The organism is Aminobacter sp. SR38 (assembly GCF_014843375.1).
Taxonomy (GTDB): Bacteria; Pseudomonadota; Alphaproteobacteria; order Rhizobiales; family Rhizobiaceae; genus Aminobacter; species Aminobacter ciceronei.
This window is the reverse complement of the sequence record NZ_CP062112.1, coordinates 3,972,158-3,984,695: the sequence shown is the minus strand read 5'-3', so window position 1 is coordinate 3,984,695 and position 12,538 is coordinate 3,972,158. Positions and strand designations below refer to the sequence as shown.

Here is a 12,538-nt window from a genome sequence, read left to right as displayed (position 1 = left end):
TGGGTCGTTCAACCGGGCCGAACGAGCATCCGCCGCAGCGCATTTCCGAATTTGCCCTGGGCGGCCTTGAAGCCCGATTTCAGGCGTGCCGACGCGGATGGGCGGCGTGGCTGTCTCGTAAAGGCGTAGCTGTCGTTGAAGCCGGCATGTCCAAACGGATCGGCGCTCGAGGCGATGCGGCGGCCAAGGGCGACGCCCCCCAGACCCAGACAGCGTTCGAACGCATGCGCCATCGTCCCGTCGACCTGGTTGGCCTCCGCCTCGAAGGCCTTGGCCGTGAAGCCGAGATCGGCCAGTGGCGCGATGACGTCTGTACGCGCCATGAACATCGTTCCAGCGCAATAGCCGGCATCAAGCAGCTGCGCCCGGCCCAGGCCAAGGCGCTGGGCGATGGCAAGGACACGCGCTTCGTTTCCGCCCATGTAGCGGTCGAGCGAGAGGAAATGACCTTCGGGACAGACAATGCCCAGCGAAGCGTCGGCCTGAAATGCCGAAGTCAATTGCTGCAGCGCCTGGGGCTGCAGCAATGCAGCGACCAACATACGGCGCCAGCCGTCACCATCCTTCAGATGCGGCGATTTCTTGGTGTGAACCTTGATGACGACGTCAAAGCCCTCGGCGCGAACAGCTGGAAACATGCGAAGGAAAGGCAGGATGTCGCGGCCCCGATTTTCGAAGACGCCAAGGCTGTAGTCTCGCTCCGCGGCATCGAGCCGCGAGCGCACCAGCGCCTCGTGAACCGGAACGGTCGTTACGAAGAGCTTGTGTTGTGCCGGGAGAGCTTGGGCGAGGTCGAGGATTTCATCGAATGCATCCATGTAGAATGCATGGATGACAATCGCGACCCGAAGCTCTCCGCGCATGTGCAAAGCCTGTTAATAGACGATAAACGCTTCAATGGCCGATTTTGTACACCGTGACAAACGCGCAAACGATCTATTTTTGGTAGTATTTGAAAGGCGCTTGCGACCTTGCCTGCCGGATTTTTGCCCGAAGGCTCACCTCACCGCGACGGCACAATGCAAGGCATGATCGAGGAACAAAGCCGCCTTCCGCGCCGCAGTGCTGCGTGAAGGTCAATGGTGCCCCTAGCCGGGATCGAACCAGCACTCCTTGCGGAACTCGATTTTGAGTCGAGCGCGTCTACCAATTCCGCCATAGGGGCCTGCCCTAAACGGACAGAATGGTCGCGGACTATACGGTCGGGCGGCCCTTCGTCAACTGGGGAGCGGCGCCTTTGCGCAACTTCATGCCGGTACGGCGTTCGCCGGCGCAGCGAAAGCGGTCGCGCGCAACTACCTGCCTCCGTCAAGATGTGCCAGCAGCCGTTCGCGCAGGTGGCGCGCGGCGGGGCCTGGGGGCTGGTCGATGCGCCAGAGCAAATAGGCGGACAGCGCTGTCTCGGACTGTGAGCCCAGGGCGGTGGCAGTGACGCGCACAAGGGCGCCATGGGCGAGGCCGACGTCGACCATCCAGCTGGGAAGATTGCCCCAGCCGATGCCGGCCCGGATCAGTGCCAGCTTGGTCGCGAGATCGCTGACACGCCAGGTGCCGGGTGACAGCACGCCGAAATCCAGCCCTTCGCTCACCGGCGAGGGATCGCTGACGACGATCTGTAGGTGGTCGGACAGGTCGACCGCCGACCAACCGGCTGCGGGCGGCGCCGCGAGCGGGTGATGGGCAGAACACACGGCGACGAAGGGCTGCGCCGGGCCAAGGCACTCGGCTTCGACGAGGCTGTCGCGCTGGGTATCGGTGGTGATGGCGAGCGTGCAGTGCCGGTTGATGAGCGCATGCAATGCCGCGCGCATCGGCAACGTCTTCAGTGCGACGCTGACCGAAGGGTGCTCGGCCCTGAGGTCGAGAAGCGCGCCGGCCAGGATGCCGGCAGGGATGACCGGATCGACGGCTATTGCGAGCGAAAGCTCCAGCCCCTGCCCCAGCCCGCGCGCCCGGGCGCGCATGGCGTCGACCTTGATCAGGATCGCCCTGGCATCAGTGAGCAGCGCCTGCCCTTCGGCGGTCAATTCGGGCTTCCGGCCGGTGCGGGTGAACAGCGCCACGTTGAGCTCGGCTTCAAGGTTGCCGATGGCATGGCTGATCGCCGATTGCACCCGCGACAGCCGCGCAGCACCGGCGCGAAAGCTGCCACCTTCGACGACGGCAACGAAGGTTCGCATCTGGTCCAGCGTCAGATTGTCAAGCACAGTTCGATTTCTTCGATCAGTGGCTGCAGAACTATGGCAATTACCAAGATCAGTGTTCTGTCGCAACTTGTCGCTATCGAAGACAAACGAGGACACAACATGCATATCGACAAGGCCCTGATCTATGAAGCTCCCGGCGCCGACCCGACCATCGACCGAAGCGTGCCGGACGGCAGGATCACCATCATTGCCCTGGGCCATCCGATACAGGCACCGGCGGTGGCGCATGAGCTCGCCGCGCAGGGAGCCAAGCTGATCGAGCTGTGCGGCGGCATCTCGCCGGCGTGGCGCCCCAAGGTCTCGGCCGTCGTCGGACACGACGTCAAGGTGAGCTCGGTGACCTTTGGCATCGAATCCTTGCAGCCGGCGGCTGCCTACAATCAGGCCTTCATCGACGGCAAGCCGCCGCTGGCGGCCTTCATCATCCTGAAGCGGGATGCCGAACCGGAGCGTGACAGGTTCGTGAGCAGTTTTCCGCCGCTCGACACGCATTTCATTGCCGTTCCAGATGGGGCAACGGCCGCCGAGGTTGCAGCACGGCTCGCCCGGGAAGGATTTGGCCTGATCGAGCTCTATGGCGGGTTTTCGACCGAGGACGTGGCCGAGATCATCCAGGCGGTGGGCGGGTTGGCCCCGGTAGGCGTGGGCAGCTTCGCGCTCGATGCGCTGCAGCCCGGGCAGCATGTGGCGGCCGGGCGCGCCGCATAGCACCACACCATGATCGGCGGCCACGGCCGCCGATTGCGTGCCATCGCGCTGCATCTGCGGCGATGGCCCGGGCAAGTATGTCTCAAGCGTGATCACGCGACAGAATGTAACGTTGCCCCGGCTTTCACATTCGTGAAGACCCCAAGCATTGTGCGCCACAGCAATTCTTCCTAAACAGGCAGCGCATATCTCAAGGGGGCCAGATGCTTCGCCGACTCTACGACTGGACCTTGTCGCTCGCGGCAAGGAAATCCGCCGAATGGTGGCTGGCCTTCATCGCCTTCGTCGAAAGCTCGGTCTTCCTGGTACCGGCCGACGTGCTCTACTTGCCGATGGCGCTGTCGCGACCGGACAAGGCCTATCGTTACGCAATCATCGCCACCGTGGCCTCAGTGCTCGGCGGCATCGCCGGTTGGTATATCGGCCACTACGCCTTCGAGGCGGTGGCAAAGCCGGTGCTCGAATTCTACGGCAAGTATGACGAGTTCGAAGCGCTCAAGGTCTCGTCGGGCGCCGGCATCATCCTGTTGATGCTGGTCACCTCAGGGCTGTCGCACCTGCCGCCGATCAAGGTGGTGACCATTCTCGCCGGCGTCGTCAGCTTCCCGCTTGGCTGGTTCATCGTCTCGGCGATCGTCGCCCGCGGCGCCCGCTTCCTGTTCCTGGCCTGGCTGCTGCGCACCTATGGCGAGCCGATCCGCGAATTCATCGAAAAGCGCCTCGGGCTGCTCGCCGGCCTCGCCGCCGCTGCCCTTATTTTGCTCTATCTTCTCGTCAGATACCTCCACTGAACGGCGAATGCCGGTAACAACAGCTGGGCACCCAAGAATGACCTCCCTCGCCTCTCCGACCGGCCGCAGCCAGACGCTGACCGCAATCTTCCTCACCGTCGCCATGGCAGCCGTCGTCGGCACAGCGCTCGGCTTCCAGCACATCGGCGGCTACCTGCCCTGCAAGCTCTGCCTCGAGCAGCGCACGCCCTATTATGTCGGAGTGCCGCTGATGGCGCTGGCGGCGCTGTCGTCGGCGCTGCACTGGCCGGCATGGATGACCCGCGCGCTCCTGGCCGTCGGTGGATTGCTGATGCTCTACGGGCTCTATCTCGGCGCCTACCATGCCGGCGTCGAATGGCGCTGGTGGGCCGGCCCGACCGATTGCGCGGCCGTCAGCGGCACGATCGACACCGGCGGCAAGGGCCTGCTCGACGTGCTCAACAACGTCGTGCCGCCACGTTGCGAGGATGCCGCCTTGCGCGTGCTCGGCCTGTCCTTCGCCGGCTGGAACGTTCTCGCCAGCGCTTTCCTGGCGGCGGTGGCGTTGCGTGGGGCTTTCAGGAAGGGGTAGCGCCTCGGGGGGCGCGATGCTTCGCCCCCTCTGTCCTGCCGGACATCTCCCCCAAAAAGGGGAGATCGGCCTTCATCAAGGCTCGAGCTCAACATCCCAGTAGAGATAGTCCATCCAGCTTTCGTGCAGATGGTTGGGCGGAAACAGCCGGCCATTGTTGTGCAGGTCGTGCACCGTCGGCTGGAACGGCTTCTGCAGCGGCCACATCTTGGCCTGCGACGGCATCATGCCGCCCTTCCTGAGATTGCAGGGCGAGCAGGCCGCGACGACATTTTCCCACGTGGTCGCCCCGCCGCTGTGGCGCGGGATGACGTGGTCAAAGGTCAGATCCTCCGGGGTGCCGCAATATTGGCACTGGAAGCGGTCGCGCAGGAAGACGTTGAAACGGGTGAAGGCGGGATAGCGCGACGGCTTCACATAATGCTTCAGGCTGACGACGCTGGGCAGCTTCATCGAAAAGGTCGGCGATGAGACGGCGTGCTCGTATTCGGCGACGATGTTGACGCGGTCGAGGAACACCGCCTTGATCGCGTCCTGCCAGGACCACAACGACAAGGGGTAGTAGCTGAGCGGACGATAATCCGCATTCAGCACTAGTGCTGGGAGCCCATCCGGAGACACGGCAACCGTCACTTCCTGCACCTCCTTGGTCCTCGAACCTAACGGCACGAATACTGTAAGCCCGAGGTGACAGGAATGTGAAGCGTCTGGCCGGTCATATAACCCGTCAAAAAACCGCGATTTTGCGGATTTACGCAGGATTTCCAGCCGGCGGCGCGCCATCGCGACCACGGGTCTCGCGATAATACGCCCAGAACAGCCTCGATGCGACCCCTCGCCACGGCGCCCATGATTCGGCAAGCCGAATCAGTGCCTTCTCAGCGGGGCGCGGATCGATGCCCAGCGCATGGCCTACGGCCGATTGCAAGGCGACATCGCGGGCCGGAAAAATATCGGGATGGCCGGCGGCGAACAGCAGATACACCTCCGCCGTCCACGGGCCGATACCGGGAATTGCGATCATCGCCGCCATCGCTTCCTGGGCGTCGAGTCGGCAGAGCCCGTCGAGGTCGAGGCCGTCGGTCGCTGCCTGTGCCACCGCCAGAAGCGTGCGCTGCTTTGGCCGTGACAGGCCGGCCTCGCGGAACATGCCCTCACCTGCGGCAAGCAGGCCTTGCGGCGTAAGTGGATCGACCAGAGCTGTCAGGCGGCCGAAGATCGCCTTGGCACTTGCCGTCGACACCTGCTGCGAAACGATGATCGAGGCGAGGCTGGCAAAGCCCGGTTCGGTCAGCCTGAGCGGCACCTCACCGGCCATGCCGCGAACCGCCTGCAGGCGCGGATCGATCGCGCATAACGCGTCGAGGCCGAAATTGACGTCGTCGAGATTGGAGATGCGGCGCATGCGTCACTTGTTAGGTTGCGGCAGGCAACGTAGCAATCGGCAAGGCACACCTTCAATCCGGCACCAGCAACGCTCATGACGGCTCCTGTCTTTCGCTTCGCGCCCAGTCCCAACGGCGAATTGCACCTCGGCCACGCGCTATCGGCGTTGACCAATGAAAGGATGGCGGCCAGTGCCGGCGGCCGGCTGCTGCTGCGCATCGAGGACATCGACGTAACTCGCTGCAATCCGGAGTTCGAGGCCGGCATCTTCCGCGACCTCGCCTGGCTGGGTGTCGCCTACGAGCGGCCGGTACGGCGCCAGTCGGACCATTTCGCCGAATACGAGGCAGCGCTCGAACGGCTGAAGAAGGACGAACTCGTCTATCCCGCCTTCATGAGCCGGGGCGAGATACGCGGCGCGATCATGGACCATGAGGCGTCGGGAGAAAGCTGGCCGCGCGATCCAGACGGCGCGCCGGTTTATCCCGGCGCAGACAAGCAGATGTCGCAGCGGGAGCGCCGGCGCCGCATCAATGCGGGCGCGCCCTTTGCCTGGCGGCTCGATACCGCCGCAGCACTGGCGCGGCTGGACGGCCATTTGAGCTGGCGCGAATGGGCCGACGAGGCGATGGATGGCATGGCGGAAATTGCCGCCGACCCGCTGCAATGGGGCGACGTGATCATCGCCCGACGGGAGATCCCGACGAGCTATCACCTGTCGGTGGTGCTCGACGACGCACTGCAGGGCGTGAGCCATGTCGTGCGCGGCAAGGACCTCTATTTCGCGACCTCGGTACAGCGCCTGCTGCAGCAGGTGCTCGGCCTGCCGCAGCCGGGCTATTTCCACCACCGGCTGATAACAGGTCCTGATGGACGAAAGCTGTCGAAAAGCCAACGCGACACCGGCCTCGCCGCATTGCGGGAGGCCGGTGAGACGCCAGAATCGGTCAAGGCGATGCTGGAGCGCCGTGCGTCCGATTGGCCGCACAAAGGACGCTCCAGTCCCTAAGAATCTGTGCCTCGTGCGTTCCGAAGATCGATGCCGATTTTCGAGCCGATGCACCAGGCCAATGCACTAAGGTTGTAGCATCCGGGCGATCGCCGCCTTGATCAGCGCAAGCACGCTGATGAAGATGAAGGCGCCGCCAAGCCCCCAGGCGGTCGCCAGTTGCAGGTCGCGCAGCGTGATGCCGTAGCTGTTGGCGACGAGCACCGCGCCGAAGAAGCCAGTGGTGAACAGCAGCATGTTGCCGGTCGGGCCGAAGCCGTCGTCCTTCATGATGGCGTCGAGTGCAGCACCAAAGAAGAAGGCCATGACGGCGACGAAGGCGACCGCCATCATCAACCAGCCCGGATCGAGATTCCACAGCATGCGCGGTCCTTTCAGAGGCCGACTGTGCAGTTCTCCCAGGCCCCCTCCCGGGCAAGCTTCTCCCAGATCAGGTCGTCAGATCAGGTCCGGTGAATCTATGGATCAATCGTTTCATTTTGATTGTCCTAATGTTCGGCATTAGAGCGATCCCGGTAAGATTCCTTCCGGAAGCGGCGTCCGGCGGCGCCAGGGGTATCCATGACATCTTCTCCAAAGCGGCTGATTCCGGCCACCTTCGTGCTGCTCTGGGCAACGGGCTTCATCGGCGCGCGCTACGCCATGCCTTGGGCGGAGCCGTTCACCTTCCTGGCCGTGCGCTTCGTCCTCGCCTTCCTGCTGCTCGGCGCAGTGATGCTGGCGCTCGGCTCCACCAGGCTCACGCGGCGGGCCGCCCTGCACTCCGTACTCATCGGCATGCTGCTGCATGGGGTCTATCTCGGCGGCGTGTTCTGGGCGATCCACCAGGGCTTGCCGGCGGGCCTGTCGGCGCTGATCGCCGGGCTGCAGCCGCTGGTCACCGCCGTACTTGCAGGAAAGCTGCTCGGCGAGGAGATCAAGCCCAAGCACTGGGTCGGGCTTGCCATTGGCTTCGTCGGCGTGGTGATCGTGCTTTCCCCCAAGCTCGGCGCGATCGGCGGCGGCGTGACCTGGCAGACGCTGACTGCGTCAGTGATCGCCATGGCCGGCATCAGTGCCGGCACCATCTGGCAGAAGCGCGTCGGCGCGGCCAGCGACCTGGTATCAGGTACATTCTGGCAATATGTCGGCGCTGCGATCCTGATGACCATCGCCTCCTTCGCCTTCGAACACCAGCAGGTGACGATCAATGGCGAGCTGATCTTCGCCATGGCCTGGCTGGTGTTCGTGCTGTCGATCGGCGCGATCTTCCTGTTGATGGTGATGATCCGCGACGGCGCCATGTCGAAGGTGGCATCGCTTTTCTACCTCGTGCCGGCGGTGACCGCTGTCCTTGCCTGGCTGCTGTTCGGCGAAGAACTGTCGGCGATCCAACTGGTTGGCATGGCGATCGCCACGCTCGGCGTCGGCCTGGCGACGGCTCAACCCGGCACGCGGGCGCGGGCTTCGAGATAGCGGCTGATCGCGGCATTGAGCTCGCCGCCGAGGATGAAGATCGCCGAGACGATGTAGAGGAAGACCACCGCGATCATGATCGAGGCGAGGCCGGCATAGGTGGTGACGTAGGACGAGAAGGTATCGAGATAGGCGGCGAAGATCGTCGAGCCGACAACCCAGGCGATGAGCGTGAAGACGATGCCGGGGATGATGCTGAGGAAGCGACGGCGGCCGGCCGGCAGCCACATGTGCACGGCAAACAGGCCGAATACGATGACCGCCGAAGCGATGGTGAAGCGCCAGACGGTAATGGTGCCCATATAGGGCTGGATCCATTCGAACTTGGCTTCGAGGATGCGCGCGATGATCGGCGCGAACACCAGAAGCACCGAGATGGCAACGAAGCTGATCGTGGCGATCAAAACGAAAATCAGGCTCTGGGTGCGCCGGTACCAGATGGTGCGGGTCTCGGTGATGCGGTAGGCGCGGTTGAGCGAGGTGCGCAGCGCCTCGACGCCGTTGGAAGCGAAATAGGCGGCGAGCACGACGCCGTAGGTCAGAAGATCGGTGCGCGGCACGGTGAGAACATTGACCACCTCGCGGGCGATGGGGGCCGCGATCTGGTCGGGCCAGGTGTCGAAGACGAGATGCACGGCCGTTTCGGCGAACGCATCGGCGCCCAGAAAGCTGGCGAGCGTGGTGGCGAAGATCAGGAACGGGAACAGCGCCATCAGCGCCGAAATGGCGAGATGACTGGCCATCGCCCAACCGTCGTCATCATGGAAATGGCCGGCTGCGTCGAAGAGCACGCGCCTCGTGGCGACGATCTTGCGCATCAGCTCCAGTTTTCCGCTCCGTCCGTTGGGTCCTGGCCAACTACCTAGCGGCCGACAGTGACACGGCCAATCATGAATTGGCCAATTGTTTCGTGGCGGCGAATATGGGAAGGCTTTGCCCTCATTTGCAAGGCCGGGCAAAAACGAAGTGAACCCGATCAACGAGTTACGCACGATAATCGTGACCGGCGCGTCGTCGGGCATCGGCGCCCATTGCGCCCGCGCACTGAAGGCCGAGGGCTGGCGCGTGTTCGCCACGGCGCGCAAGACCGAGGATCTGGCGGCACTCGAGACCGACGGTCTCGAGGCGCTGTTCCTCGACTACGCCAAGCCGGAATCGATCGAGGCGTTGGTCGAAACCGTGCTTGAACGTACCGGCGGCAGGCTCGACGCGCTGTTCAACAATGGTGCGCACGCCCAGCCGGGCGCAGTCGAGGATCTGCCGATGGCGGCACTGCGGGACCAATTCGAGGCCAACTTCTTCGGCTGGCACGACCTGACACGGCGCGTCGTTCCGGTGATGCGTGCGCAGAACCACGGCCGCATCGTCAACTGCTCGTCGATCCTCGGCCTGACGCCGGTGCCGTTCCGCGGCGCCTACTCCGCCTCCAAGCATGCGCTGGAGGGGCTTATGCTGTGCATGCGTCAGGAACTCGCCGGCAGCGGCGTCCATGTCGCGATGATCGAGCCCGGCCCGATACGCTCGAAGATCGCCACCAACGGGCTCGACTGGTTCCTGCGCTACATCGACCACGAAAACTCGCCCCACCACGTGGCCTATCGCGCCCAACTCGACAGGCTGTCCAGCGGCGGCTCGAAATCGCGGCTCAAGCTGGGACCGGAAGCGGTTCATGCGGTATTGCGACACGCCCTGCTGTCGCACCGGCCGCGCCCGCATTATGTTGTCACGACGCCCGCGAGAATCGGCGTCGTGCTGAAGCGCCTGCTGCCTGCTTCGCTGCTTTACAGAATTCTGGCCCGCCAAGCCTGACCGGCCTACGACTGAACTGGAACCAATATGGCTACCGTCTTCAACATCCTCGCCGTCGTCTTCATGTTCGCCGTGGTGGTGGTCCTGATCCGCGGCCTGATCCACATGCTGCGCGGCGGCTCCGGCAACACCTCGAACAAGCTGATGCAGGCACGCGTGCTGCTGCAGGCAGTGGCGCTGGTGTTCATCCTGCTCACCCTTTATTTCACCCGTGGCAGCTGAGCGGAGCGCGGAATGGTCAAGCTCAACAAGATCTACACCCGCACCGGCGACGATGGCACCACCGGCCTGGGCTCGGGCGAAAGGCGGCTGAAATCAGACCTGCGCGTCGAAGCCTATGGCGCCGTCGACGAGGCCAATGCCTGCATCGGCATGGCGCGGGTGCATACCGCGACGGAGAACCCCGACGTCGACGCCATGCTTTACCGCATCCAGAACGACATGTTCGATCTCGGCGCGGACCTGTCGACCCCCGACACCGGCAAGGACCTTGGCTACGAGCCGCTGCGCATCATCGCCAGCCAGACCGCGCGCATCGAGGCCGACATCGACGTGCTGAACGCCGGTCTCGAGCCGCTGCGCTCGTTTGTGCTGAATGGCGGATCGGCGGCGGCAGCAGCGCTGCATCTGGCCCGCACGGTTGCCCGCCGCGCCGAGCGTGTGATGGTGGCCTTGGCGCAGGACCCCGGCGAACACGTCAACCGTGAGGGCATCCGCTACATCAACCGGGTTTCCGACCTGCTGTTCGTTGCCGCGCGTGTGGTCAATGACAACGGAAAAGCCGATGTGCTATGGGTTCCCGGCAAGAACCGCTGATTTGCTGATCAGGTTGCCGGGAGGGCGGAAGCGAGCCGCATGTTCATTCCGCTCTATGATTCCAATCACCTGCGCCACATCAGGCTGCAATATGTCACGCTCAGCCTGATCGCGATCAACGTCATCGTGTATCTCCTGACCACGGTCGGCGGCGAGGACTTTGCCACCGCTGCCGTGCTCGGGCTCGGCTACATCCCCTCCGTCGTGCACGATCTGGCGGAGCTGTCGCCGGATCTGATCATCATTCCGGAAAACCTGAGCTACGTCACCTATTCCTTCCTGCATGGCGACATCTTCCATCTCGGCGGCAACATGCTGTTCCTCTGGGTGTTCGGCGACAATGTCGAAGATGCGCTCGGGCATTTCCGCTTCCTGGTGTTCTACTTGCTCTGCGCGGTCGCCGGCGCTTTCCTGCACGGGCTGATCCTGCCGGATTCGCAGACGCCACTGATCGGCGCCTCGGGCGCCATCGCCGGCATCGTCGCCGCCTACCTGATCCTCTACCCCCGGGTGAAGGTGTGGGTGCTGGCCTTCGCCCGTATCCCGCTGCGCATTCCGGCCTGGATCCCACTGATCCTGTGGGTCGCCTTCCAGTTCCTGATGATCGCCATCGGCGGCGACGACGAGGTCAGTTGGGCGGCGCATGTCGGCGGCATCGTCGCCGGTGCCGTGATGGTGCTCGTCCTGCGCCGCCGCGAGGTGCCGCTGTTTGCCGATGCCGAAGAGGCCGTGCCGAGCCCTGACAAGGCCGAGGCGCCGGCCATGCCGGAGCCCGCTACGCCCGAGCCGCCGACAGCCCAGCCGACCACGCGCTGGGGCCGGCAATAGCGGTCACTGGCACAGCTTTTTTCAAACGATTTGAGCTTCAAGCAGATATTGACGCTAAGGTTAGCCGCAACTACGGTCCCGCCGCTTGCGGCAGCCCTCCCGCCACCAAAAGCGCGAGATCAAGTCTGTTTTTCCGCCCAATATGTCGGCAATCGACAATTGCGTGGGGCCAAGCGCTGCTATAGCGCGCACAATATCGCTGTTCAGAGAGGTACCAGCCCATGAAAGTTCTCGTCCCGGTCAAGCGGGTTGTCGATGCGAACGTGAAGGTGCGCGTGAAATCGGACGGCTCGGGCGTTGAGCTCGCCAACGTCAAGATGGCGATGAACCCGTTCGATGAGATCGCCGTCGAAGAGGCCATCCGCCTCAAGGAAGCCGGCAAGGTCGAAGAGATCGTCGTGGTTTCGATCGGACCTGCGCAGGCCCAGGAAACGCTGCGCACCGCTCTCGCCATGGGCGCCGATCGCGCCATCCTGGTGAAGACCGACGAAGCCGTCGAGCCGCTCGGCGTCGCCAAGGTGCTGAAGGGCGTGGTCGAGGCTGAGACGCCGGGCCTGGTGCTGCTCGGCAAGCAGGCGATCGACGACGATTCGAACCAGACCGGCCAGATGCTGGCGGCCCTGCTGGGCTGGGCCCAGGGCACCTTCGCCTCGAAGATCGAGCTCGCCGGTGATCATGCCAACGTGACGCGCGAAGTCGACGGCGGCCTGCAGACGGTGTCGCTCAAGATGCCGGCGATCGTCACAGTCGACCTGCGCCTCAACCAGCCGCGCTATGCCTCGCTGCCCAACATCATGAAGGCCAAGAAGAAGCCGCTCGACGAGAAGTCGGCCGCCGACTTCGGTGCCGACATCACGCCGCGCCTCAAGGTGCTGAAGACCGAGGAGCCGGGTGGCCGCAAGGCAGGCATCAAGGTCAAGACCGCGGCTGAGCTCGTCGACAAGCTGCGCAACGAAGCCGGCGTGCTCTAAGCGAA

Annotated in this window: 16 protein-coding genes and 1 tRNA gene; 10 read left to right on the top strand and 7 right to left on the bottom strand. The window is 64.0% G+C overall.

The features are described 5' to 3' along the window. Window positions 1-8: 8 nt before the first annotated feature. The 3 genes from IG197_RS19590 to IG197_RS19580 form a co-directional block, all read right to left on the bottom strand. Window positions 9-863 carry a rhamnan synthesis F family protein gene (locus tag IG197_RS19590; RefSeq protein WP_067957740.1) on the bottom strand — a complete coding sequence of 285 codons (855 nt, stop codon included), beginning with the start codon at window positions 861-863 and terminating at the stop codon, window positions 9-11. A gap of 217 nt (window positions 864-1,080) precedes the next feature. Continuing rightward, window positions 1,081-1,165 (bottom strand) — tRNA-Leu (locus IG197_RS19585). A gap of 130 nt (window positions 1,166-1,295) precedes the next feature. Then, window positions 1,296-2,207: a LysR family transcriptional regulator gene (locus tag IG197_RS19580; RefSeq protein ID WP_192314433.1), complete on the bottom strand. Its 912-nt coding sequence runs from the start codon at window positions 2,205-2,207 to the stop codon at window positions 1,296-1,298. 99 nt (window positions 2,208-2,306) lie between these two features. On the opposite strand from IG197_RS19580, the gene IG197_RS19575 reads away from it, so the two are divergent. From IG197_RS19575 to IG197_RS19565, 3 genes are all read left to right on the top strand, one after another. Further along, window positions 2,307-2,915: a DUF6506 family protein gene (locus tag IG197_RS19575; protein ID WP_192314431.1), complete on the top strand. Its 609-nt coding sequence runs from the start codon at window positions 2,307-2,309 to the stop codon at window positions 2,913-2,915. A 203-nt stretch (window positions 2,916-3,118) separates the two neighbouring features. Then, window positions 3,119-3,706 (top strand): YqaA family protein, encoded by a 588-nt coding sequence (locus IG197_RS19570; protein ID WP_067957734.1) that lies wholly within the window; start codon window positions 3,119-3,121, stop codon window positions 3,704-3,706. Window positions 3,707-3,743: 37 nt separating this feature from the next. Next, the gene (locus tag IG197_RS19565; RefSeq protein ID WP_182575187.1) at window positions 3,744-4,259 is read left to right on the top strand and encodes a disulfide bond formation protein B; all 516 of its coding nucleotides are present in this window, start codon (window positions 3,744-3,746) and stop codon (window positions 4,257-4,259) included. Window positions 4,260-4,334: 75 nt separating this feature from the next. On the opposite strand, the gene IG197_RS19560 is transcribed toward IG197_RS19565, so the two are convergent. Both IG197_RS19560 and IG197_RS19555 read right to left on the bottom strand, forming a co-directional pair. Next, a complete protein-coding gene (locus tag IG197_RS19560; RefSeq protein WP_067966138.1) occupies window positions 4,335-4,892 on the bottom strand; it encodes an HNH endonuclease in 558 nt (185 codons plus the stop codon). Between the two features lie 118 nt (window positions 4,893-5,010). After that, on the bottom strand, window positions 5,011-5,664 hold the full coding sequence (locus IG197_RS19555) for a DNA-3-methyladenine glycosylase (RefSeq protein WP_192314429.1): 654 nt from the start codon (window positions 5,662-5,664) through the stop codon (window positions 5,011-5,013). 75 nt (window positions 5,665-5,739) lie between these two features. On the opposite strand from IG197_RS19555, the gene gluQRS reads away from it, so the two are divergent. Further along, window positions 5,740-6,654 (top strand): tRNA glutamyl-Q(34) synthetase GluQRS, encoded by a 915-nt coding sequence (gluQRS, locus tag IG197_RS19550; RefSeq protein ID WP_192314428.1) that lies wholly within the window; start codon window positions 5,740-5,742, stop codon window positions 6,652-6,654. 66 nt (window positions 6,655-6,720) lie between these two features. Here gluQRS and IG197_RS19545 read toward each other — a convergent pair whose 3' ends face one another. Beyond that, a complete protein-coding gene (locus IG197_RS19545) occupies window positions 6,721-7,017 on the bottom strand; it encodes a hypothetical protein (protein ID WP_067957722.1) in 297 nt (98 codons plus the stop codon). Window positions 7,018-7,215: 198 nt separating this feature from the next. On the opposite strand from IG197_RS19545, the gene IG197_RS19540 reads away from it, so the two are divergent. Then, window positions 7,216-8,109 (top strand): DMT family transporter, encoded by an 894-nt coding sequence (locus tag IG197_RS19540; RefSeq protein WP_192314426.1) that lies wholly within the window; start codon window positions 7,216-7,218, stop codon window positions 8,107-8,109. Here the strand turns inward: IG197_RS19540 and IG197_RS19535 are convergent. Then, the gene (locus tag IG197_RS19535) at window positions 8,076-8,927 is read right to left on the bottom strand and encodes a YihY/virulence factor BrkB family protein (protein WP_192314424.1); all 852 of its coding nucleotides are present in this window, start codon (window positions 8,925-8,927) and stop codon (window positions 8,076-8,078) included. The genes IG197_RS19540 and IG197_RS19535 overlap by 34 nt on opposite strands. 148 nt (window positions 8,928-9,075) lie before the next feature. Here IG197_RS19535 and IG197_RS19530 point away from each other — a divergent pair, with 148 nt between their 5' ends. The 5 genes from IG197_RS19530 to IG197_RS19510 all read left to right on the top strand — a co-directional run bounded on the left by IG197_RS19530 (window position 9,076) and on the right by IG197_RS19510 (window position 12,533). Further along, window positions 9,076-9,918 (top strand): SDR family oxidoreductase, encoded by an 843-nt coding sequence (locus IG197_RS19530; protein ID WP_246765193.1) that lies wholly within the window; start codon window positions 9,076-9,078, stop codon window positions 9,916-9,918. Window positions 9,919-9,945: 27 nt separating this feature from the next. Beyond that, window positions 9,946-10,140, top strand: a complete 195-nt coding sequence (locus tag IG197_RS19525) for a twin transmembrane helix small protein (RefSeq protein WP_192314422.1) — start codon at window positions 9,946-9,948, stop codon at window positions 10,138-10,140. Between the two features lie 12 nt (window positions 10,141-10,152). Further along, window positions 10,153-10,734, top strand: coding sequence for a cob(I)yrinic acid a,c-diamide adenosyltransferase (locus tag IG197_RS19520; RefSeq protein WP_192314419.1), 582 nt, complete (start codon window positions 10,153-10,155; stop codon window positions 10,732-10,734). A gap of 39 nt (window positions 10,735-10,773) precedes the next feature. Beyond that, window positions 10,774-11,562: a rhomboid family intramembrane serine protease gene (locus IG197_RS19515; protein ID WP_067957706.1), complete on the top strand. Its 789-nt coding sequence runs from the start codon at window positions 10,774-10,776 to the stop codon at window positions 11,560-11,562. Between the two features lie 221 nt (window positions 11,563-11,783). Then, complete coding sequence (locus tag IG197_RS19510) at window positions 11,784-12,533, top strand: electron transfer flavoprotein subunit beta/FixA family protein (protein ID WP_067957703.1); 750 nt, start codon at window positions 11,784-11,786, stop codon at window positions 12,531-12,533. Window positions 12,534-12,538: the final 5 nt, after the last annotated feature.

Coding starts and splice junctions, on each gene's coding strand:
- IG197_RS19590 (WP_067957740.1), bottom strand. CDS start 863: ATGCGCGGAGAGCTTCGGGTCGCGATTGTCATCCATGCATTCTACATG.
- IG197_RS19575 (WP_192314431.1), top strand. CDS start 2,307: ATGCATATCGACAAGGCCCTGATCTATGAAGCTCCCGGCGCCGACCCG.
- IG197_RS19570 (WP_067957734.1), top strand. CDS start 3,119: ATGCTTCGCCGACTCTACGACTGGACCTTGTCGCTCGCGGCAAGGAAA.
- IG197_RS19565 (WP_182575187.1), top strand. CDS start 3,744: ATGACCTCCCTCGCCTCTCCGACCGGCCGCAGCCAGACGCTGACCGCA.
- IG197_RS19555 (WP_192314429.1), bottom strand. CDS start 5,664: ATGCGCCGCATCTCCAATCTCGACGACGTCAATTTCGGCCTCGACGCG.
- gluQRS (WP_192314428.1), top strand. CDS start 5,740: ATGACGGCTCCTGTCTTTCGCTTCGCGCCCAGTCCCAACGGCGAATTG.
- IG197_RS19545 (WP_067957722.1), bottom strand. CDS start 7,017: ATGCTGTGGAATCTCGATCCGGGCTGGTTGATGATGGCGGTCGCCTTC.
- IG197_RS19540 (WP_192314426.1), top strand. CDS start 7,216: ATGACATCTTCTCCAAAGCGGCTGATTCCGGCCACCTTCGTGCTGCTC.
- IG197_RS19535 (WP_192314424.1), bottom strand. CDS start 8,927: ATGCGCAAGATCGTCGCCACGAGGCGCGTGCTCTTCGACGCAGCCGGC.
- IG197_RS19525 (WP_192314422.1), top strand. CDS start 9,946: ATGGCTACCGTCTTCAACATCCTCGCCGTCGTCTTCATGTTCGCCGTG.
- IG197_RS19520 (WP_192314419.1), top strand. CDS start 10,153: ATGGTCAAGCTCAACAAGATCTACACCCGCACCGGCGACGATGGCACC.
- IG197_RS19515 (WP_067957706.1), top strand. CDS start 10,774: ATGTTCATTCCGCTCTATGATTCCAATCACCTGCGCCACATCAGGCTG.
- IG197_RS19510 (WP_067957703.1), top strand. CDS start 11,784: ATGAAAGTTCTCGTCCCGGTCAAGCGGGTTGTCGATGCGAACGTGAAG.